Source organism: Rhizobium skierniewicense (assembly GCF_014196515.1).
GTDB classification, from domain to species: domain Bacteria; phylum Pseudomonadota; class Alphaproteobacteria; order Rhizobiales; family Rhizobiaceae; genus Agrobacterium; species Agrobacterium skierniewicense.
Genome location: NZ_JACIDV010000004.1, coordinates 132,899 through 151,711, shown reverse-complemented (window position 1 = coordinate 151,711; position 18,813 = coordinate 132,899). Strand labels below are relative to the sequence as shown.

Sequence of the window (18,813 nt, the reverse complement as noted above, 5' to 3'; positions counted from 1 at the left end):
AAAATGCGCTGTTCGCTTTTTCCTTCCGAGATCATCGAATGCCATACCTTCCAAAACTTACGGAAATTCCGTCGCGAAGCTTTATCGACACGTTGAAAACGACATACGAAACCTGGCGAATTGCTGCGAGAGAAAAAAGATCTCGTCAAAAGGTGCCGATGGATTTGGCAAAGCAAAGCACCCGTCTGAGTGACAGTGGCTGTGATGTCGTCGTCATATGCCACAACGACATGCAATTGATTTCTAAGTTCCTCGATCATTACAGGTCGCTCGGCGTATCTCGCTTCATCGTTGTGGATGACGCGTCCACCGATGGCACGCGGGAATTCCTGCTGGACCAACCCGATGTCGACCTCTGGACATCGCCAATCCGCTACTCTCAAGCGAGGCGCGGGCGACAATGGCGTGAGCAACTATTCGACATTTACGGCAAAGACAAATGGTATGTAAACGTCGATTCCGATGAGTTTCTGATCTTCGCAGACAGCGAGACCCGCTCGATTTCCGATTTGATAAAAGCATTGGAAGCTGCGGGCGACAAACGTCTGGCTGCGCCAATGCTGGATATGTACAGCGATCTTACGGTTGGCGATGACAACCCTGACGCCCGCCCTTGGCAGATTTCGAACCTTTTGGATGTGGAGGGCTACGATCTGACAATCGGGAAGCGTGGCGTCAGCATCAAGGGCGGCCCGCGAAAACGCAGGTTCGGCGAAGAAAACGAATTGATGAAATACCCCGTCATTTATTGGGACGAGAGCTGCTATTTCGGTAGCAGTCCTCACAGGCCTCTCCCATATGGCCGAAACTTTCCGAAAACCTGGGGTGTGCTGTTACACTTCAAGTTTTTCGTCGATTATAAAGACAAGATTGCGGAAGCCGTTCGCGAAAAACAGCACTTCGGCGGCTCGGCGCACTATGTGAAGCTGCTGGAGGAAATCGAGCAGAAGGGTGCCATTGACCTTTATGATGAAAGCGTCTCGATCAAATTCACCGGCTCCAAACAACTCGTCGATCTCGGTTTCATAACGCCGATAGACTGGAAGTAGGTTAAAGCGCCTACACTTGAACGAGGCCGACACGCTTCACCTGGCGAATGGTGAGCATCGTACGCACCGTATCCACATGCTCATCGGCAGTCAGCACTTCGATGACAAAGTCCTGGAACTGGGTGAGGTTTTCGGCCACGCAGTGGAGCAGGAAATCGCTGTCACCGGAGACCATCCAGGCTTGACGAACCAGTGGCCAATGCTCGGTCACGGCAGCAAAGCCCTTGAGGTTGGTTTCAGATTGCCGCTTCAGGCCCACCATGCAGAAGGCCACGAGATCGAAGCCGAGCTTGGGCGCATTCAGCATGGCGTGGTAGCCTTCGATGATACCAGCCTCCTCCAGCTTGCGGACCCGTCGCAGACAAGGAGGAGCGGAAATCCCGACGCGGTCTGCAAGGTCGACATTCGTCATGCGTCCATCGAGCTGTAATTCACGCAGTATTTTTAGATCGATGGCATCAAGTTCAACGCTTGCCACTATGCTCTTCCTTAAGTCATCTGGACTGCTTCCTTCTACTCTTCGCGACGGGATTCGCAATAATCCTTCAACACCGCGACACAAAATTGCGTGTTCGAGGCCCTATGCCCTGTTGGTAACGCACGGCTGCCCTTGAATATCTGCACTGGACCCTCTTAAATACCACCCATTGAAGGGGTGGGCCGTGGTTGAGCTATCACATCGGCTCCCAACTCCCACTTCCCTGTTTTGAAAGGAACGTTTCATGTCCGCCCGTCACGCAAAGGTCCTCATCATCGGCTCCGGTCCTGCAGGTTATACGGCCGCGATTTATGCCGCACGCGCCATGCTGAATCCGGTCCTGATTGCCGGTATGGAACAGGGTGGCCAGTTGATGATCACCACCGACGTGGAAAATTATCCAGGTTATGCGGATCCGATCCAGGGTCCGTTTCTGATGGACCAGATGTTGAAGCAGGCAACGCATGTGGGTGCCGAGATCGTCAATGACCTCGTCACCGAGGTCGAGACGACCCGTCGTCCGTTTACGGTGAAAACCGATTCCGGCGCCGTTTGGACAGCCGACACACTGATCATTTCCACCGGTGCCAAGGCCAAGTGGCTCGGCATCGAAAGCGAACAGCAATTTCAGGGATTCGGCGTTTCCGCTTGCGCCACCTGCGACGGTTTCTTCTATCGCAACAGGGACGTGATCGTGGTCGGCGGTGGCAACTCGGCCGTGGAAGAGGCACTCTATCTCTCCAACATCGCCAAGACAGTGACGGTCGTTCACCGTCGCGACAGCTTCCGATCCGAGAAAATCCTACAGGAGCGCATTTTCGCGAAGGAAAACGTCAACATCATCTGGAACAGTGAAATCGCCGAAATTATTGGCACACCTGCCAAGCCGCCAATGCCACCATCGGTTACGGGCGCTCGTATTCGCAACACGAAAACCGGAGAGATGACCGAAATGCCGGTTCACGGCGTCTTCGTGGCCATCGGTCATGCGCCTGCGGTCGAACTCTTCAAGGACAAGCTGAAACTGAAGCCGAACGGCTATATGTGGACGGCACCGGATTCTACAGCCACCAACGTCGATGGCATATTTGCAGCTGGTGACGTGACCGATGATACCTACCGGCAGGCGATTACGGCCGCTGGCATGGGCTGCATGGCCGCTCTTGAGGCGGAAAGATTTCTCGCAGCGCAAGCTCCGCTTGCGGTTGCCGCTGAATAGGAAGGGTACGACCCGCATGCCTATGCCATTGGACTGGGACAAACTGCGCATATTTCATGCGGCAGCCGAAGCAGGCTCGTTTACACACGCCGCAGACAAGCTGCATCTGTCCCAGTCGGCCATCAGCCGGCAAGTGAGTGCGCTGGAGCAGGATGTCGGCGTCAAGCTGTTTCACCGTCACGCACGCGGGCTTATCCTGACCGAACAAGGCGAATTGCTCTATAGAACCGCGCATGATGTTCTGCTGAAGCTAGAAACCGTCAAGATGCAGTTGACGGAGACGACGGAAAAGCCCAGTGGCAAGCTGCGTGTCACCACCACCGTTGGCCTTGGCCAAGGATGGCTGACGGACAAGGTGCAGGAGTTTCTTCAGCTTTACCCAGAGATGTCGATCCAGCTCATCCTCGACAATGAGGAACTGGATGTAAACATGCGCCACGCCGACTGTGCCATTCGTCTGCGCCAACCGCAGCAATCGGATCTCATTCAGCGCAAGCTGTTTACCGTGCATATGCATGTCTACGCTGCCCCCTCCTATATCAACCGCTATGGAGAGCCGCAGTCGATCGAGGACCTCGATACCCACAAGATCATTTCCTTCGGCGAACCGGCGCCCAACTACCTTCTGGACGTCAACTGGCTGGAAAATGCCGGTCGCTCTTCCGACAACACACGCATTGCGCATTTGCAAATAAACAGCCAGACATCGATCAAACGGGCCTGCCTGCTGGGAATTGGTATTGCCTGCCTACCGGACTATATCGTCGGACGTGATCCTGGCCTCATCCAGCTTTCTCTACCCGCAGATATTCCATCGTTCGACACCTATTTCTGCTACCCGGACGAACTCAAGAACGCCGCGAAACTGAAAGTTTTCCGGGATTTCGTCGTCGCAAAAGCCCGCAACTGGAATTTCTGATTTCTGCGAGAATCAGAAATAAGCTTAAAACCGTTTGAAATCATGACATTATTAGAACCGCCTTTTGCAGAAAGCAGCAGGTTCACGTCATCGATTTGCGAAATAAATATGACAGCGAATGAGAGTGATGCGCGGGACGCAGGGCTGTCGTGCACAAAAAAGAGTTGAATGCTGCCCAAAAAAGCAACATATCGCACACAGCTGATGCACACGGCGGCTTTTCCTCCCAGTTCCGCCGCGTCAGCTGTTCCCCTCTGGAGGTTATTTAACCTTCACACTTATAAGGGCCCTGGAGCAATCCGGTGGCCCTCTTTTTTTACCCGCAACAATTTTCTGCCAAACAAGCCATTTACGACATGAATAGCCCTTGTTGTCGGCACCTTTGCTTTCCATATTGAAGTCAGCTGTTGCAGATGCTTTTGGTGTCGGGCAGCTGTTCCCCTCTGGAGGTTTTAACCTTCAAACTGTCAGGCCGCGGAGAAATCCAGCGGCCTTTTTTTTGCCCAGCAAAATTAAAAGAAGCACGACCCTTGATATCGAGTTTTGTCGATATAAATATCGGTACGGATAGATACACGGAAACGAGATGAACCACGAAGACGCGTTGAAAGCCATTGCACATCCCATGCGGCTGAAGTTCCTTGAATGGTTGAAAGAGCCAGAACGGCATTTCAACCAGGCACATCCTTTCACAATGGGGGTGTGCGCTCACCAGTTTGAGATCAGTGGCCTGTCCCAATCGACGGTATCCTCCCACCTCGCAGCCTTGCAGGCAGCAGGATTGATACGGTCGCGCAAGGTAGGGCAATGGAACCTCTATGAGCGCGATGAGGAAAACATCGAGACGTTTCTGACCTATCTGAACCAGAAGCTTTAGGTGCCGTTCAGGCACTCTCTACCAACCAGAAGAGAAAGCACGATCCCATGACAAAACTGTTCGAGCCTGCACAGGCAGGCGATATCGCACTTGCAAACCGTGTCGTAATGGCCCCACTGACGCGTAACCGTTCACCAGGTGCCATTCCCAACAATCTGAACGCGACCTATTACGAACAGCGCGCAGGTGCCGGCTTGATCGTAACAGAGGGAACGCCGGTTTCGCAGCAGGGGCAGGGTTACGCAGACGTGCCCGGTCTCTACAAGCAGGAAGCAGTCGAGGGCTGGAAACAGGTCACCGACGTGGTACACAAGGCTGGCGGCAAAATCGTTGCTCAAATCTGGCATGTGGGCCGCATTTCCCACACATCGCTTCAGCCCCATGGTGGCCAGCCGGTTGCTCCGTCTCCGATAAAAGCCAAATCGAAGACCTACATTATCAATGATGACGGTACCGGCGGTTTTGCAGATACGTCCGAACCAAGGGAAATCGGCCTGAATGAGATTCCGCTCATTCTCGATGATTTTCGCACCGGCGCACGCGCAGCGCTCGATGCTGGCTTCGATGGCGTCGAAATCCATGCGGCCAATGGTTATCTCATCGACCAGTTCCTGAAGTCAGGCACCAATCAGCGCACAGACCAGTATGGCGGCTCAATCGAGAACCGTGCACGCTTCCTGCTCGAAGTGGTCGACACGGTTGCCAAGGAAATCGGCGCTGGCCGCACCGGCATTCGTCTGTCGCCGGTCACGCCTGCCAACGACATTTCCGAAGACAACCCGCAGCCGCTGTTCGAATATGTGGTCAAGGAACTGGGAAGCCGTGGTCTCGCCTTCATCCACGTGATCGAAGGTGCGACCGGTGGTCCGCGTGACTTCAAACAGGGCGACAAGCCGTTCGACTATGCCGCGCTGAAGGCCGCCTACACCCATGCAGGTGGCAAGGGTCTCTGGATTGCCAACAATGGTTACGACCGCGAAAGCGCTATCGCTGCGACTGAAAGCGGGAAGGCAGACGCCATCGCGTTCGGAAAGGCCTTCATCGCCAATCCGGACCTCGTCAAGCGCCTGAAAGACGACGCTCCACTGAACGAGCCGAACCAGCAGACATTCTATGGTGGTGGCGCCGAAGGTTACACCGACTACCCTGCCCTCGGCTGAACTGACAACCAGCGCTGCGTCCTTCATCTGAGGGCGCGGCGCTTCTTTTGTTTGCCGCTGTCCGTCAGGGCAAGGTATCAACCACTTCGGCTTCCGGCCTGTCACCGCCCTGGCTGTGTTCGACATGCCAGCGTCCGCGCTCATCCTGATAGTAGATTTCCTCGTCCTCGCCGCCAACCTGCTGCTCTGCAGCCGCGATGCGGGCGGCTTCCACGGCATCCGCATGCGTGTGAAATGCTTCGGAATAGGCCCCGTTCATCCGGTAAGCCCAGCCGCCGTCGTGCTCGACAACTTCATATATAACTTTGGTCATGTACACCTCCTCCAGATAGATTGAAGGCCAGTGGCAACCTTTGCCGCAACCGTGCATTGAAGGACCAGAGTACGGCTTTGTTGCCATGTCCTTCAACCACTATCCTACCAAAATGCCAAATGTGCAAACCCTGCCTATTACGGCGCATCGCCCACCAATCAGATAGTCATACGGAAGGGCAACCATGTCAGTCGCCAAAACGCTGAAACGAGAGCGCATGCTGCTTGCGGCAGTCCCCTGCGCAGTTGCCGCCTATTTTGCCGAACATGTTTTTCTGGATGGCAGCAAAGCACTGTCCTTCCTGATTGCGGCCGCCCTCATCGCGGTCATCATCCTCGTGTCCATGCGGGTAGCACACCATGCGGAAATCCTTGCCGCCAAAGTTGGGGACCCCTATGGGACGATGATCCTGACACTGTCGGCCGTGGCCGTCGAGGTTTTGATCCTCGCCATTATCATGAGCGAATCCTCGTCACCCACCTTGGTGCGCGATACCATTTATTCAGCCGTCATGATCGATATAAACGGTATTCTGGGGATTGCCGCCTTGCTTGGCGGGCTTCGCCACGGAGAACAGCCTTACAATGATGATTCCGCTCGCACCTATGTCGTCATGATCCTGACCGCCATGGGCATTTCGATGATCGTGCCGGAATTCATACCAGAGGCGAAATGGCATTATTATTCCATTTTCACCATCGGTGCGATGATTGCGCTTTATGGCATGTTCCTCAAGATGCAGGTGGGTCCGCACAGCTATTTCTTCAGCTACAGCTATCCACGCAGCGAACGCAAGAAATCGGCGAAGGACGTGCAGAAGGCCCAAGCGGAACAGGATGAAGAGGGACCGGCCTCCTACTCCATTGCCATCATCCTCATCGGCGTGGTGCTGATCGGCGTTCTCGCGGAATTCATGTCCGCCTTCCTCAGCCACGGACTGGAAGGCAGTGGAGCGCCGCCTGCTTTGATGGCTGTCGTTGTCGCCACGATTTCGGCGGCTCCCGAAATCATGACCGCAATGCGCTCTGCCCTGCGCAACCGCATGCAGTCGGTCGTCAACATCGCCATGGGTGCATCGCTTTCAACCGTCATTCTGACAGTCCCTGTCATGGAAGGCATCGCACTCTATACGGGTCAGCCCTTCGTCATGGCGATGACGCCAGTACAAACGGTCATGGTCTTCATTACCCTGTTTGCGGCCGCCATCAATCTTAATGACGGTGAGACGAATGCCATTGAAGGCATGACCCATTTCATCCTGTTTGCCGCATTTCTGATGCTGCTGTTTCTCGGGCTATGAAACAAAAAAGCCCGACATCGCTGCCGGGCTTTCTGCTCATTCGATCAATGCTTAACGGCAGTTTGCGCAGAAGCGCTGGATGCGGTTGCACGCTTCTTCAAGCAGCTTTTCAGATGTCGCATAGGATATGCGGAAGTTCGGGCCGAGGCCGAAGGCCGTGCCATGAACCACTGCCACGCCTTCCGTTTCCAGAAGCTCGGTCACGAAGTCCTCATCCGTCTCGATGACCTTGCCCGAAGGCGCGGTCTTGCCAATCAGGCCAGCGCAGGAAGGGTAGACGTAGAATGCGCCTTCCGGCATCGGGCATGTGATGCCCTTGGCCTGGTTCAGCATCGAAACAACCAGATCACGGCGGCCTTCGAAGATTTTCTTGTTGGCCGGGATGAAGTCCTGCGTACCGTTCAGCGCCTCGACGGCTGCCCATTGCGCAATGGATGTTGCACCGGATGTCTGCTGGCCCTGGATCATGTCCATGGCCTTGATGAGCGCCAGCGGGCCAGCGGCGTAACCAATACGCCAGCCAGTCATCGCATAAGCTTTGGACACTCCGTTCATCGTCAGCGTGCGGTCATAGAGCGACGGCTCAACTTCCACCGGCGTGACGAACTTGAAGTCGCCATAGGTCAGGTGCTCATACATGTCATCGGTCAGAACCCAGACATGCGGGTGATTGAGCAGCACGTCCGTTAGCGCCTTCAACTCGTCGTGGCTGTAGGCAGCACCGGAAGGGTTGGACGGGGAGTTGAACAGGAACCACTTGGTCTTCGGCGTGATAGCCTTCTCCAACTCTTCCGCCGTCAGCTTGAAATTGCCTTCCAGAGTGGTGTGAACGAAAACCGGCGTGCCGCCGCAGATCGACACCATTTCCGGATAGCTGACCCAGTAAGGTGTCGGAATAACAACTTCGTCGCCAGGGTTAAGCGTCGCCATGAAAGCATTGAAAAGAATCTGCTTTCCACCCGTGCCGACAATCGTCTGCTCGGGCTTGTAATCCAGACCGTTTTCGCGCTTGAACTTTTCGGCAATCGCCTTGCGCAACTCGGGAATGCCCGAAACAGGCGTGTATTTCGTTTTGCCAGCGTTGATCGCGGCGATGGCGGCTTCCTTGATGTTGTCGGGCGTATCGAAATCCGGCTCGCCTGCGCCAAGGCCGATCACATCGCGACCCTGCGCCTGCAACTCGCGGGCTTTCTGGGAAACGGCGATGGTGGCGGAGGGCTTTACGCGGGAGAGAATGTCGGCAAGGAAGGCCATTTTGATCGGTCCTGTTGAAATTGACATTGGCAGAAGCTTGCGACTGTCGCCTTCTGCGCGAAGTGGTATGTCGAAAGACGTACCGGGTTTCAAGGGCACATGCCATGAAAACATTACCATCAGCGTACTTTAAATATCGCTTAACTAGCCCGTAACGCTTTGTATGCTATGGTGCGCCGTAGACGTGTTTTCCCGGGTAAACGCCGTGGCCCAAAAAAGCATTTTTTCAAATCTTATGCACGAAGCCGATGGCTCCTGGTCCACGACCTATGGCGGATTCACCCTGAAATCCGCGCTCCAGCCCATCTTCCGCCGCCTTTCCAGTGGCCGGCTCGACATCGATTCCTTCGAAGGTCTGGTGCGGCCCTATCAAGGCGCTGAACTCATCCCGCCTGCACAGTTGTTTCGCCAGGTTCATGGTGACGACATCGAGGCAATCGACAGCATTCTGCGCACCATCCATATTCTCAACACCGGTGCGCTGGAGCGCTCACGCGCACGGATTTTCGTCAACTTCCATCCTGGCCTGTTTCGCACACCGGGCAAGATGCGCCAGGAAGTCGAGCGGATGCGCCTGTCCGCGCATGAAGCGGGCATGACCCCGGACCGTATTGTCTGCGAGATTGCCGAGAAGAATGCCGATACCACGCTCGTCTCGGACTTTGCCGACCATATGCGTGCCATGGGCTTTCGTGTTGCGATAGCCGATTTCGGCGCAGGCGATTCCGACATTGCGCGGGTGAAGCTGATGAAGCCCGATTATGTCAAGTTCGAAGCTGCATGGGCACGGCAGTTCATGCGCAATTCCGCGGGCGCGGCCCTTCTGCGGCACATCGTCAAACAATTCGCCATGGACAATATCGAACCGATCTTCGAAGCCTTGGAGGACCAACAGGAAATAGAGCTTTGCATCGATCTGGGTGTCGCTTTGATGCAAGGCTATGCTCTGGCAAGACCCGAGCTTGCACCAACGAGTTTCAATCAGCGTTTTCCAGAGGTTTTCGGGCCGTCGCGCCCACAGCCACACAGCGTTCCCCTGACCGGTACGGGATACAAACCACCAGGACCAAAACCCGGCCGCACCTTTGGAAAACGTGGAATTTGAGGACGTTAACACGCTGTTAACCGATGCCTTGATATCGCCTCAATAAATGCGCCGAACTGTCTGATTTCGGTCCACTTGGCGTCCATTTCCAAAGGTCTTTTAAGCATGTCGCGCAGCACTGTGCCACTCTCTTTCAATTTCGGCATGCCACACTCTCAAAGGACCGGGACAATGTTTCTCAATGATCGGAATTTGGCGGCCCGGCTGAGAACGCAGCGCACCCTTTTTTCGTTGTGGATGGCACTGGCGGCGCTCATGGTCATTGTCACCATGGCCGCAGGATTGGCAACCACGGCGCATGCCGCAGACATCGACTATATCCAGACGTCGGCCATAGCATCCGCCCCGATTTCAAAGGCATCCGACCGCATCTTCGTGATCGGACTGATGGTGGCAGGTTTCGTCACCATGGCCGTTGGCGGTATCGTTCTGACCCTAAACAGCATCCGCGAAACATCCGGGCGCCACAGACGCCACTGAAACGGCGCTGCATTCCCGCGTTCTTGTTCTTGTCGCGTTTAGCTGATACAGCCACCCAAAATCTGCACATCGATGTTTTAAGAAGACACGCAGCCGCGTGATCTTTGCTTTTGGTGGTTCCATGACACGCATTCAAGCCAACCTCGTCCTCTTGCTCGCCGCAGCGATCTGGGGTGGCGGCTTCGTTGCGCAATCGACCGCCATGGCCAGCATCGGGCCTTTCTGGTTCGTTGGACTTCGCTTCGCCATCGCGGCTCTCGCCGTTCTTCCCTTTGCGATGATGGAGAGCCGCCGGATGGAATCGCGGCCCAGCTTTGCTGAAACAAAGACATTCATGCTTGTCGGCGTCGCCCTATTTTTGGGCGCCATTACCCAGCAGATCGGCTTGCTGACCACGACCGTCACCAATTCCAGCTTTTTGACCGCGCTCTACGTCATCTTCGTCCCGGTCATCGCCGTGGTCGTCTACCGTCGCAATCCCCATTGGATCGTTTGGCCGGGCGCGCTGATGATGTTGTGCGGAATCTTCCTGCTCTCGGGGGGCGGCATGACCCGGCTGACCACAGGCGACACGCTGAGCATCATCTGCGCGGTTTTCTGGGCCATCCAGATTACGCTAGCCGGACGCTTCGTCATGCAGAGCAATCGTCCGCTTGCCCTCTCATGCACACAGTTTGCCGTCTGCGCCATCCTTAGCATGGTGATCGGGATCTTTATCGAACCCATCAACTACGCGGCCGTCGAGGCATCGATCCGAGAAATCCTCTATGTCGGGCTTGTCTCGTCAGGCCTTGCCTTCGTGCTTCAGGTTATCGGGCAGCGCTACACGACTGCACCGCAGGCGGCCATTTTTCTGTCGTCGGAAGCCTTGTTCGGCGCGTTGTTTGCTACGATTTTTCTGAATGAAACAATCCCGGCGATCGGATATATCGGCTGCGCCATCATTTTTGTTGCTATACTTCTGGTCGAACTGGTGCCTGAAGTTTTCAAGCGGCGGGACAACCGTGTTGTCGCTGAAACTTGAGCGGTCTCCGCCATTCGTCCTGAGATAAAATTCACCGCCCTCACGCGAAAATAAACGTCAAATCCGACGACCAGCAATATTTTCGTTTCCCAAGATAGAACGCACGAGAAAAATTCTGCCAGCGCCGTCGTCAGCCGTTTTAACCGCCGCTGTGAGGCTTCCTCGCCGCTGAAAACTTTTGCTTGCCAATTTTAAATAAACACAGCAATCTGTTGGGGTTCGGGCAAGTTGCGAGCATGGGAAGGCCTATAAAATAATTGCTTCGGGGACATAAAACTCCGAGCGGCGGGGACAAAAATAACGTTGATCAGAACGTCAAAAAGCTTTCCACGCAGGGTCCATTTTCTCAACAAAACTGCCTGTCGCACGCCCTCACGGGCAAAACTGTAATGCTGCCTGGAGCTGAACACGGGCGGAGCGAAAAGGACCTGATGCATGGCCGAGACTGGCACCGTTAAATTCTTCAATACCGACAAGGGCTTCGGCTTCATCAAGCCAGACAATGGTGGCGCCGATATTTTTGTTCATATCTCTGCCGTACAGGCTTCCGGCCTGTCCGCACTCTCAGAAAACCAGAAAGTGAGCTTCGACACTGAACCGGATCGTCGTGGCAAGGGACCAAAGGCAGTCAATCTGCAGATTGACGGCTAACCCTGACGGCATTCTTTTCTCGTTGAAGCCCGGCAGGAATGCCGGGTTTTTTTATGCGGCAGCCTACAGATAGCTAGCACGTTTCCATTTAACAAGGAAACGCGCTAAGCCTGAGAGCCGCTCATGCGGGCTTGGTTTTCTCTTCCCGCCCAGCCCCTTTCTCACCCGCGTAAATTCCCTGCAAATAGGGGTTGGTCCTGCGCTCTTGGCCAATCCGCCCGCCTGGACCATGGCCACAGATAAAGCCAACGTCATCGCCCAGAGGCAGAACCTTGTCGCGTATGGAGGCTAGAAGCTGCTCGTGGTTGCCACCGGGAAGGTCTGTGCGGCCGATCGACCCTGAGAACAGGACATCACCCACATGCGCGAAGGACTGCTCGCGATTATAATAGATCACATGGCCTGGCGCATGACCGGGGCAATGCAGAACCTCGAAATGGTGCTCGCCGAATGAGACGACATCGCCATCATTCAGCCACCTGTCTGGAAGGACGTTCCGCAGGCCGGAAATTCCATAGGTCTGCGCCTGGACTTCGATACGCTCGAGAAGCGGTCTGTCATCTTCGTGCGGACCTATGATCGGCAGCGAGAGCTTCTCCTTCAAGTCCTTGGCACCCCCGGCGTGATCGAGATGACCATGCGTCAGCCAAATTTCTTTCAGCATCACACCGTTTTCGGTCACCGTCTGGATGATGACATCCACATCGCCGCCGGGATCGACGATCACGCCTTCCTTGGTGTCTTCGTCGAAGAGGATCGTGCAGTTCTGCTGAAATGGCGTTACGGGAATAATGCCTGCCTGTAACTTACCCATGATTTCATCCTTTTCTTCGAAAACAACGCGCTTTCTATAAACGGACAAACGCCACGGCACAATCGAACTCGCATGTCTGTGGTCGTTGGCAAACGAGCGAATGGCGCCATCCAAAGCATAACTTTAGTAATCACGGAAATGGGAACAGACCTGTAACTCGTGCGTTCATGCCCCAGTCTTCAAAGGAGTGAGACAGATGAACAACAAGTTTAAAGTCATGATCGCCGGTGGTGCGTTTGCGCTGCTGGCCGGATATGCGAATGCGGCCATGGTCGCCACCACCGCATCAGACGTTTCCGTACGGTCCGGTCCAGGCGAAGACTATCCTGAAGTGGGTCTTGCAACACGAGGCAGTGAGGCTGTGCTCGATGGCTGCATGGACGGCAGCGAGTGGTGCCGGATCGAAGTCAACGGCGTGCGCGGTTGGGCCAACGCCGACTATCTGAACGTCATGTACGAGGGCGCACCCGTCATCCTGCGCGAGCGTCGCTCGGAGGTTAACGTCCCCGTCGTGACCTATCAGAAAACATCGGACGTTCAGGCTGAGCCAAACCCAGGTGATCCAAACCTTGGTCGCGTCGGAGAAGTTGATCCGCCAGAGCAGGTCATGACCTATATCGACGCCCACCCCGGTGAAGTCGTCACTATCGACGGTGACGTCGCCATTGGTGGCATGGTCCCGGCAGATGCGCGCCTGACCAATATTCCGGACTACGAATATCGTTATGTTCGCGTCAACGATCGCGCCGTTCTGGTCGAGCCGAGCACGCGCCGGATCGTTTACGTTTACGAATAATCTTCGTCGCCAGCACAAACCGGAAGAGCGCGGTCACACCGCGCTCTTTTTGCGTTCATGAAAATTCGGATGCACAATTGCGTTGATATGGCTTCATCAGCATATTATCGAACGCAACAGAAAATGATTGCAAGCATCCTCCCTGCGACATTGTTTTTGGGCTAGTGTCCGCCGTCTCGATCTTACCAGTGCCTCGTAAGTGTGATGTGAGGGCCGGTGAACGGGTCTCAGCGCTCGTGGTGCGAAAGCTTGGTTGCAGTAAAAAGGAACGACAGTGCCTGCCCAATCGATGAAAAAGACTGCCGGTAAACAAAACCCAGCTCTGCCGCATGTCGATGACAGCAAGATCGACTTCGATACGATCGAGGCTTTCTTTTTCGCCTATCGCGATTTCGTGTCCGACCCGGATGTCATCCTGTCCAAACTGGACTACGGCAGAGCCCATCACCGCGTCGTCTATTTCGTGTGCCGCAACCCGGGCATGACCGTCGCCGACCTTCTGGACACCTTGCAGATCACCAAGCAGAGCTTGGCCCGTGTCCTAAAGCAGTTGATCGATGACGGGTATATTCGCCAGATGGCAGGCCCGGAAGATCGTCGGCAGCGCAGGCTCTACCCGACACTGACGGGGCGTGAACTGGCGCTGGCTCTGAGCGACCCGCAATCTCGGCGTATTGATCGTGCCCTGCAAGGAATGCAGCCGGAGGCACGCGCATTCGTGAGAGAATTCCTGGCAAGGATGCGTGATCCCCTAACGGACAGGCAAGCTGCAAACGACCAGACAACGGAGGCAAAGGAGTAATCATGCAAAATGGCACGACGAAGCAGCCACTGGCCGAAGATGACGCCCCTCACCTTCTGATCGTTGATGATGACGCCCGCATCCGCGCCCTTCTCCAACGCTTTCTCGGCGAAAAGGGCTATCGCATCACAGCCGCTGCAGATGCAGCCGAAGCCCGCCGCAAAATGGAGGGCATCCGTTTTGATCTTCTCATTCTCGATGTCATGATGCCCGGCGAAAATGGTCTGTCGCTGACCCGGTCCCTCAACGAAAACAAGTCCGTGCCGGTCATTCTGCTCACCGCACGCTCGGAAGCCGATTCCCGTATCGCAGGCCTCGAGGCCGGTGCGGATGATTATCTGGCCAAGCCTTTCGATCCCCGTGAGTTGGTGCTTCGCATCAACAACATCCTTCGACGCAACGCATCTCCCGATGCCCCGAAGGTGGAGCAGATCATCTTCGGACCCTACAATTTCTCCGTACCGCGCAAGGAGTTGCGACGCGGGGCTGAGATCATTCGCCTGACGGACCGCGAACAGGACATCATGATGCTGTTTGCCTTGCGTGCGGGCGAGACCATTCCTCGTCACGAACTGGTGGATGCAGACGCTGATGTGGGGGAGCGCACGATTGACGTGCAGATCAACCGCCTTCGTCGAAAGATAGAGGAAGACCCTGCCAACCCGGTTTACTTGCAGACCGTGCGCGGTATTGGCTACCGCCTCAGCGTCGATTAAGCAGACGCCTCCCACAATCGCACAGGCGGAACAATGGCAAACCTCAAGCTCATAACTGCTTTGAGAAACACGGCACCCTTCCGTGCGTGGCGCTTCTTCACGCGCTGGCTTCGTCACTGGCTGCCCACAGGCCTTTATACCCGCTCCTTGCTCATCATCATCCTGCCCATGGTCTTGCTTCAGGTCGTGGTTGCTGCGGTGTTCATGGAGCGTCACTGGCAACTTGTGACAGAACGGCTGTCTGCCGCTGTGACCCGAGACATCGCTGCCATCATCGAACTCATTCAGACAGACCCGGAGGAAGACGATTACCAGCGTGTTATCCGCATTGCACGCGAACGGCTGGATCTCAGCGTTTATATCGAACCCAAGTCTGCCTTGCCCGAACCCCGCCCTCAGCCTTTTTTCTCCATTCTCGACACCATCCTGGCCGATCAGATCCGTGAGCAAATCGGCAGACCATTCTGGCTGGATACGTTCGGGAACGGGGCGCTCGTCGAAATTCGTATTCAGCTCGACAACAAGACGTTGCGCGTCTTTACACGTCGCAGCCAGGCATATGCTTCAAACACCCATATCTTCCTCGTCTGGATGGGCGGTGCGTCACTGGTGCTGCTTGGAATATCCATTCTATTTCTGCGCGGGCAGATCAGGCCTATTCTGGCGCTGGCCAAAGCCGCTGAAAGCTTTGGTCGAGGTCAGAAAATCACGGCCTACTCACCCAGAGGCGCAGATGAGGTGCGCCGTGCCGGCCTCGCCTTCATCCTGATGCGGGAGCGGATAGAGCGGCAGATGGAGCAGCGCACCGCGATGTTGAACGGCGTCAGCCACGATCTTCGCACGATCCTCACCCGCTTTAAGCTTCAGCTCGCTCTGGCCAGCGACAATCCCGATCTGGAAGGCCTCGACAAAGACGTGGACGACATGCAGTCCATGCTGGAGGCATACCTTGCCTTTGCGCGCGATGACACGGAGGAAAGTGTCGGCACACTCGAGCTCAGGCCTCTGCTCGACAAGATGAGCACCGACTTCCAGATGCAGGGAAAAACCCTTCGTTACGACTTGCGCGGGGTTGAAGAACTTCACGTCAGACCTGGTGCCTATTCCCGGTTGATCGGTAATCTGGTAGCCAATGCGGCACGTTACGCCAACACGCTGGACATCGAGGTTCGAAAGGCGCCCAAATCGATTACGCTGATTTTCGATGATGATGGACCGGGCGTGCCCCCGGAGGCGCGGGAGGACGTGTTCAAGCCATTTTACCGACTGGACGAAGCCCGCAACCTCAACGCATCCGGCACCGGGCTCGGACTTTCCATCGTCCGCGATATCGCGCGCAGCCATGGCGGCGACGTGACGCTTGACGATAGCCCGTTGGGCGGTTTGCGCGTGATGGTAAAAATTCCAGCCTAACCGTCAGAACGGCACGCGGTTCAACACATCTTCTGGCCGTTGGGAACGGCCTGCTCGACGCTGGCGAGAACGATGTCGCCGTTCTTGTCGGCAAAACCGAGTGTCAGAACTTCGGAACGGAAGGGACCGATCTGTCGCGGTGGAAAGTTGACGACGCCCAGAACCTGGCGTCCGACGAGGTTGTCCAGCGTGTAGTGGACGGTAATCTGCGCAGATGATTTCTTGACGCCGATCTCGGATCCGAAATCGATTTTGAGCTTGAAAGCAGGCTTGCGCGCTTCGGGAAAAGGCTCGGCTTCTATGATCGTGCCGACGCGGATATCGATCTTCTCGAAATCCGCGTAGCTGATGTCCCCGCTCATAGTGCCAACTCTTTAGCACGCTTGCATGCCTCGGCAATCGCCTTGTCAAACAAGGGTTGCATGCCGTCATCTGCCATTAAAACCGATAGGGCCGCAGCGGTCGTACCACCGGGCGATGTCACGTTCTTGCGCAGGCGCGAAGCCTCTTCGGGGGACTGGTGAAGCAATTCGCCAGCCCCCGCGACGGTTTCCCGTGCAAGACGCATGGCGAGGTCCGCCGGCAGGCCGAGTTTGCGACCTGCCTCTGCCATGCACTCCACGAGATAAAAAACATAGGCCGGACCACTGCCAGAAACCGCGGTCACCGCGTCGATATCGCCTTCGGTCTCGACCCACTCCACAGGACCGCTGACTTTGAGCAATGTCTCGACAATAGCACGCTGCGGTTCGGTGACGGATGTGTTGGCATATGCCCCTGTCACGCCACGGCCAACCATGGCGGGCGTATTCGGCATGGCGCGGATGGACGCGTTTTTGCCGAGATGGGCTTCAATGCCTGCAAGCGTCGTACCGGCTGCGATCGACACGACCACGGTTTGCGGGCCGACAAGCGACCGCAAGGATGGCAAAACAACATCCATCAACTGCGGTTTGATAGCGAGAAACAGAACCCCGGCGCTGAGACCCTCAGGCGCTTCGGTCAGATGCGTCGCACCGGCTTCGGCGATAACGCTCTTCATTGCATCCGATGGGCCGGGATCGATGACAAAAATCGAGGAACCCGTCACGCCCTTCTTCAGCCAGCCAGAAAGAAGCGCGCCACCCATGTTGCCAGCGCCGATGAGAACGAGCGGACCGGATGCAAGCGATATCATGCGATCACGCTTCCCCGACGGTTTCGAAAAGCGCAGCTTCCATCGCCGCCTTGGCTTCCATGCCCGACCATACAACGAACTGGAACGCCTGGAAATATTGCTCGCAGGCTTCGAGCGCGCTGGAGAGAAGCACCTCGACCTGCTGGTTCGTCGGCTCTGCACCGCCTGCCAAAAGCAGTGATTGACGGAAAATGACGACATCTTCCTGGCGCCACAAGTCGAAATGTCCCATTAGCGTTTGCCCGTTAACATGCGCGAGCAGACGAATGACTTCGTTGACGCGGTGGTCGGCAATCTTGATGTCGAACGCGCAGGCCAGATGCAGCGCCTCATATTGCTCCATCCACGAGAAAGACACATGATAATCAGCCCAACGGCCCTCGACCGTCATGGCAATCTCATCCTCGCCGGAGCGCTCAAACGACCAGTCGTTGGACGCGGCAACAAACTCGATCATATCGACCGGATTGGTATGACGCTCGACTTCAAATTCCACTAGGCTCATGCGGCACCTTCTCAGCCGGAAATGAATGTTTTGTCTCGCACGCAAAGGCACAAAAACGCACACGCAAATGCCGGGTTACAATACTTATCGATGATGCCCGACACTGTCAGAATTACGCAGTAAACATGTCTGAAGCTTACGGAGTTCGTTTCGAATCATCATTGAAAATCAGTGTATAACGAGCGAGTCCCCGCGCCACCCCCACAGAACCGCTTTTGCAATCAGAACTGTGTATATCTCCTGTTACGAAACCTCAGTTGTGAGTCATAACTGACTCTGCCAATTGTGTTTTTTGGGTGTTTCCACAGACGTTAAAAAAAGTGAATGAAATCGCTTGCTTGCGCCTGTCGAATCCCCACTCCGGCCCAAACTGCTTCGAAACGAGACAAAAACGAGAAATGCCGGACCTTTGGGAAGGCCCGGCATCAGAATCAGCGTCGGTTAAATTGCTCAGGAAGCGGTCGTGGAGGACTTCGCTTCGAGCGCCTCTATCCGTGCCCGCAAGGCGTCGTTTTCATCGCGAGCCTGAATGGCCATGTCTCGCACGGCTTCGAACTCCTCGCGCTTGACCAAATCCAGGCTGTTCAGCCAACGCTCGGCTTGCGCGTGAAAAGCGGATTCGACCTCTTTGCGCATACCCTGAGCTGCGCCCGCTGCGTCCGTCATCAGCTTTGCAAATTCATCAAAAATGCGGTTGGTTCCGGTCGTCGTCATGGTTCTGTATCCTCGTCAGGTTCTGGAAAGGTCAGTTACTGTTCCGG

At 55.6% G+C, this 18,813-nt stretch carries 22 protein-coding genes; 14 read left to right on the top strand and 8 right to left on the bottom strand.

Annotated elements, in window-relative coordinates:
* Nucleotides 1-92 precede the first annotated feature (92 nt).
* Nucleotides 93-1,049: a glycosyltransferase family 2 protein gene (locus GGQ73_RS07730; RefSeq protein ID WP_183895678.1), complete on the top strand. Its 957-nt coding sequence runs from the start codon at nt 93-95 to the stop codon at nt 1,047-1,049.
* 10 nt (nt 1,050-1,059) lie between these two features.
* Here the strand turns inward: GGQ73_RS07730 and GGQ73_RS07725 are convergent, their stop codons facing one another.
* A complete protein-coding gene (locus GGQ73_RS07725; protein WP_174153604.1) occupies nt 1,060-1,527 on the bottom strand; it encodes an Lrp/AsnC family transcriptional regulator in 468 nt (155 codons plus the stop codon).
* 244 nt (nt 1,528-1,771) lie between these two features.
* On the opposite strand from GGQ73_RS07725, the gene trxB reads away from it, so the two are divergent.
* The 4 genes from trxB to GGQ73_RS07705 all read left to right on the top strand — a co-directional run bounded on the left by trxB (nt 1,772) and on the right by GGQ73_RS07705 (nt 5,702).
* Nucleotides 1,772-2,746: a thioredoxin-disulfide reductase gene (trxB, locus tag GGQ73_RS07720; RefSeq protein WP_174153605.1), complete on the top strand. Its 975-nt coding sequence runs from the start codon at nt 1,772-1,774 to the stop codon at nt 2,744-2,746.
* Between the two features lie 22 nt (nt 2,747-2,768).
* Nucleotides 2,769-3,665, top strand: a complete 897-nt coding sequence (locus GGQ73_RS07715; RefSeq protein WP_045228700.1) for a LysR family transcriptional regulator VtlR — start codon at nt 2,769-2,771, stop codon at nt 3,663-3,665.
* Between the two features lie 586 nt (nt 3,666-4,251).
* Nucleotides 4,252-4,542, top strand: a complete 291-nt coding sequence (locus GGQ73_RS07710) for an ArsR/SmtB family transcription factor (protein ID WP_174153606.1) — start codon at nt 4,252-4,254, stop codon at nt 4,540-4,542.
* A gap of 47 nt (nt 4,543-4,589) precedes the next feature.
* Nucleotides 4,590-5,702 carry an alkene reductase gene (locus tag GGQ73_RS07705; protein ID WP_183895299.1) on the top strand — a complete coding sequence of 371 codons (1,113 nt, stop codon included), beginning with the start codon at nt 4,590-4,592 and terminating at the stop codon, nt 5,700-5,702.
* A 64-nt stretch (nt 5,703-5,766) separates the two neighbouring features.
* On the opposite strand, the gene GGQ73_RS07700 is transcribed toward GGQ73_RS07705, so the two are convergent.
* The gene (locus tag GGQ73_RS07700; protein WP_183895298.1) at nt 5,767-6,015 is read right to left on the bottom strand and encodes a DUF2188 domain-containing protein; all 249 of its coding nucleotides are present in this window, start codon (nt 6,013-6,015) and stop codon (nt 5,767-5,769) included.
* A gap of 184 nt (nt 6,016-6,199) precedes the next feature.
* Between GGQ73_RS07700 and GGQ73_RS07695 the strand changes: the two genes are divergently transcribed.
* The gene (locus GGQ73_RS07695; protein WP_183895296.1) at nt 6,200-7,315 is read left to right on the top strand and encodes a calcium:cation antiporter; all 1,116 of its coding nucleotides are present in this window, start codon (nt 6,200-6,202) and stop codon (nt 7,313-7,315) included.
* Nucleotides 7,316-7,366: 51 nt separating this feature from the next.
* Here GGQ73_RS07695 and GGQ73_RS07690 read toward each other — a convergent pair whose 3' ends face one another.
* Nucleotides 7,367-8,569, bottom strand: coding sequence for a pyridoxal phosphate-dependent aminotransferase (locus tag GGQ73_RS07690; RefSeq protein WP_183895294.1), 1,203 nt, complete (start codon nt 8,567-8,569; stop codon nt 7,367-7,369).
* 205 nt (nt 8,570-8,774) lie between these two features.
* Here GGQ73_RS07690 and GGQ73_RS07685 point away from each other — a divergent pair, with 205 nt between their 5' ends.
* From GGQ73_RS07685 to GGQ73_RS07670, 4 genes are all read left to right on the top strand, one after another.
* Nucleotides 8,775-9,674, top strand: a complete 900-nt coding sequence (locus GGQ73_RS07685) for an EAL domain-containing protein (protein WP_183895292.1) — start codon at nt 8,775-8,777, stop codon at nt 9,672-9,674.
* A gap of 171 nt (nt 9,675-9,845) precedes the next feature.
* Complete coding sequence (locus tag GGQ73_RS07680) at nt 9,846-10,154, top strand: hypothetical protein (protein ID WP_183895290.1); 309 nt, start codon at nt 9,846-9,848, stop codon at nt 10,152-10,154.
* A gap of 121 nt (nt 10,155-10,275) precedes the next feature.
* Nucleotides 10,276-11,178, top strand: coding sequence for a DMT family transporter (locus tag GGQ73_RS07675; protein WP_183895288.1), 903 nt, complete (start codon nt 10,276-10,278; stop codon nt 11,176-11,178).
* A gap of 435 nt (nt 11,179-11,613) precedes the next feature.
* Nucleotides 11,614-11,829: a cold-shock protein gene (locus GGQ73_RS07670; RefSeq protein WP_042617292.1), complete on the top strand. Its 216-nt coding sequence runs from the start codon at nt 11,614-11,616 to the stop codon at nt 11,827-11,829.
* 121 nt (nt 11,830-11,950) lie between these two features.
* Here the strand turns inward: GGQ73_RS07670 and GGQ73_RS07665 are convergent, their stop codons facing one another.
* The gene (locus tag GGQ73_RS07665; RefSeq protein WP_183895286.1) at nt 11,951-12,643 is read right to left on the bottom strand and encodes an MBL fold metallo-hydrolase; all 693 of its coding nucleotides are present in this window, start codon (nt 12,641-12,643) and stop codon (nt 11,951-11,953) included.
* 196 nt (nt 12,644-12,839) lie between these two features.
* On the opposite strand from GGQ73_RS07665, the gene GGQ73_RS07660 reads away from it, so the two are divergent.
* From GGQ73_RS07660 to GGQ73_RS07645, 4 genes are all read left to right on the top strand, one after another.
* Nucleotides 12,840-13,439, top strand: coding sequence for a DUF1236 domain-containing protein (locus GGQ73_RS07660; protein ID WP_183895284.1), 600 nt, complete (start codon nt 12,840-12,842; stop codon nt 13,437-13,439).
* A gap of 289 nt (nt 13,440-13,728) precedes the next feature.
* Nucleotides 13,729-14,241 carry a MarR family winged helix-turn-helix transcriptional regulator gene (locus GGQ73_RS07655; protein ID WP_183895676.1) on the top strand — a complete coding sequence of 171 codons (513 nt, stop codon included), beginning with the start codon at nt 13,729-13,731 and terminating at the stop codon, nt 14,239-14,241.
* Between the two features lie 2 nt (nt 14,242-14,243).
* On the top strand, nt 14,244-14,957 hold the full coding sequence (locus GGQ73_RS07650) for a response regulator (RefSeq protein WP_174153616.1): 714 nt from the start codon (nt 14,244-14,246) through the stop codon (nt 14,955-14,957).
* Nucleotides 14,958-14,990: 33 nt separating this feature from the next.
* Nucleotides 14,991-16,370, top strand: a complete 1,380-nt coding sequence (locus tag GGQ73_RS07645; RefSeq protein ID WP_174153617.1) for an ATP-binding protein — start codon at nt 14,991-14,993, stop codon at nt 16,368-16,370.
* 20 nt (nt 16,371-16,390) lie between these two features.
* Here GGQ73_RS07645 and GGQ73_RS07640 read toward each other — a convergent pair whose 3' ends face one another.
* The 4 genes from GGQ73_RS07640 to GGQ73_RS07625 form a co-directional block, all read right to left on the bottom strand.
* Entirely contained in the window at nt 16,391-16,732 is a 342-nt protein-coding gene (locus GGQ73_RS07640; protein ID WP_174153618.1) for a tRNA-binding protein, read from the bottom strand.
* Nucleotides 16,729-17,547, bottom strand: a complete 819-nt coding sequence (gene proC, locus GGQ73_RS07635) for a pyrroline-5-carboxylate reductase (protein WP_183895282.1) — start codon at nt 17,545-17,547, stop codon at nt 16,729-16,731. Before proC ends, GGQ73_RS07640 begins: the two co-directional genes overlap by 4 nt.
* A gap of 4 nt (nt 17,548-17,551) precedes the next feature.
* Entirely contained in the window at nt 17,552-18,052 is a 501-nt protein-coding gene (locus GGQ73_RS07630; RefSeq protein WP_174153620.1) for a type III secretion system chaperone family protein, read from the bottom strand.
* A 450-nt stretch (nt 18,053-18,502) separates the two neighbouring features.
* Nucleotides 18,503-18,766: an accessory factor UbiK family protein gene (locus tag GGQ73_RS07625; protein ID WP_183895280.1), complete on the bottom strand. Its 264-nt coding sequence runs from the start codon at nt 18,764-18,766 to the stop codon at nt 18,503-18,505.
* Nucleotides 18,767-18,813: the final 47 nt, after the last annotated feature.

Coding starts and splice junctions, on each gene's coding strand:
- trxB (WP_174153605.1), top strand. CDS start 1,772: ATGTCCGCCCGTCACGCAAAGGTCCTCATCATCGGCTCCGGTCCTGCA.
- GGQ73_RS07715 (WP_045228700.1), top strand. CDS start 2,769: ATGCCATTGGACTGGGACAAACTGCGCATATTTCATGCGGCAGCCGAA.
- GGQ73_RS07710 (WP_174153606.1), top strand. CDS start 4,252: ATGAACCACGAAGACGCGTTGAAAGCCATTGCACATCCCATGCGGCTG.
- GGQ73_RS07705 (WP_183895299.1), top strand. CDS start 4,590: ATGACAAAACTGTTCGAGCCTGCACAGGCAGGCGATATCGCACTTGCA.
- GGQ73_RS07700 (WP_183895298.1), bottom strand. CDS start 6,015: ATGACCAAAGTTATATATGAAGTTGTCGAGCACGACGGCGGCTGGGCT.
- GGQ73_RS07695 (WP_183895296.1), top strand. CDS start 6,200: ATGTCAGTCGCCAAAACGCTGAAACGAGAGCGCATGCTGCTTGCGGCA.
- GGQ73_RS07690 (WP_183895294.1), bottom strand. CDS start 8,569: ATGGCCTTCCTTGCCGACATTCTCTCCCGCGTAAAGCCCTCCGCCACC.
- GGQ73_RS07680 (WP_183895290.1), top strand. CDS start 9,846: ATGTTTCTCAATGATCGGAATTTGGCGGCCCGGCTGAGAACGCAGCGC.
- GGQ73_RS07675 (WP_183895288.1), top strand. CDS start 10,276: ATGACACGCATTCAAGCCAACCTCGTCCTCTTGCTCGCCGCAGCGATC.
- GGQ73_RS07670 (WP_042617292.1), top strand. CDS start 11,614: ATGGCCGAGACTGGCACCGTTAAATTCTTCAATACCGACAAGGGCTTC.
- GGQ73_RS07665 (WP_183895286.1), bottom strand. CDS start 12,643: ATGGGTAAGTTACAGGCAGGCATTATTCCCGTAACGCCATTTCAGCAG.
- GGQ73_RS07660 (WP_183895284.1), top strand. CDS start 12,840: ATGAACAACAAGTTTAAAGTCATGATCGCCGGTGGTGCGTTTGCGCTG.
- GGQ73_RS07655 (WP_183895676.1), top strand. CDS start 13,729: ATGAAAAAGACTGCCGGTAAACAAAACCCAGCTCTGCCGCATGTCGAT.
- GGQ73_RS07650 (WP_174153616.1), top strand. CDS start 14,244: ATGCAAAATGGCACGACGAAGCAGCCACTGGCCGAAGATGACGCCCCT.
- GGQ73_RS07645 (WP_174153617.1), top strand. CDS start 14,991: ATGGCAAACCTCAAGCTCATAACTGCTTTGAGAAACACGGCACCCTTC.
- GGQ73_RS07640 (WP_174153618.1), bottom strand. CDS start 16,732: ATGAGCGGGGACATCAGCTACGCGGATTTCGAGAAGATCGATATCCGC.
- proC (WP_183895282.1), bottom strand. CDS start 17,547: ATGATATCGCTTGCATCCGGTCCGCTCGTTCTCATCGGCGCTGGCAAC.
- GGQ73_RS07630 (WP_174153620.1), bottom strand. CDS start 18,052: ATGAGCCTAGTGGAATTTGAAGTCGAGCGTCATACCAATCCGGTCGAT.
- GGQ73_RS07625 (WP_183895280.1), bottom strand. CDS start 18,766: ATGACGACGACCGGAACCAACCGCATTTTTGATGAATTTGCAAAGCTG.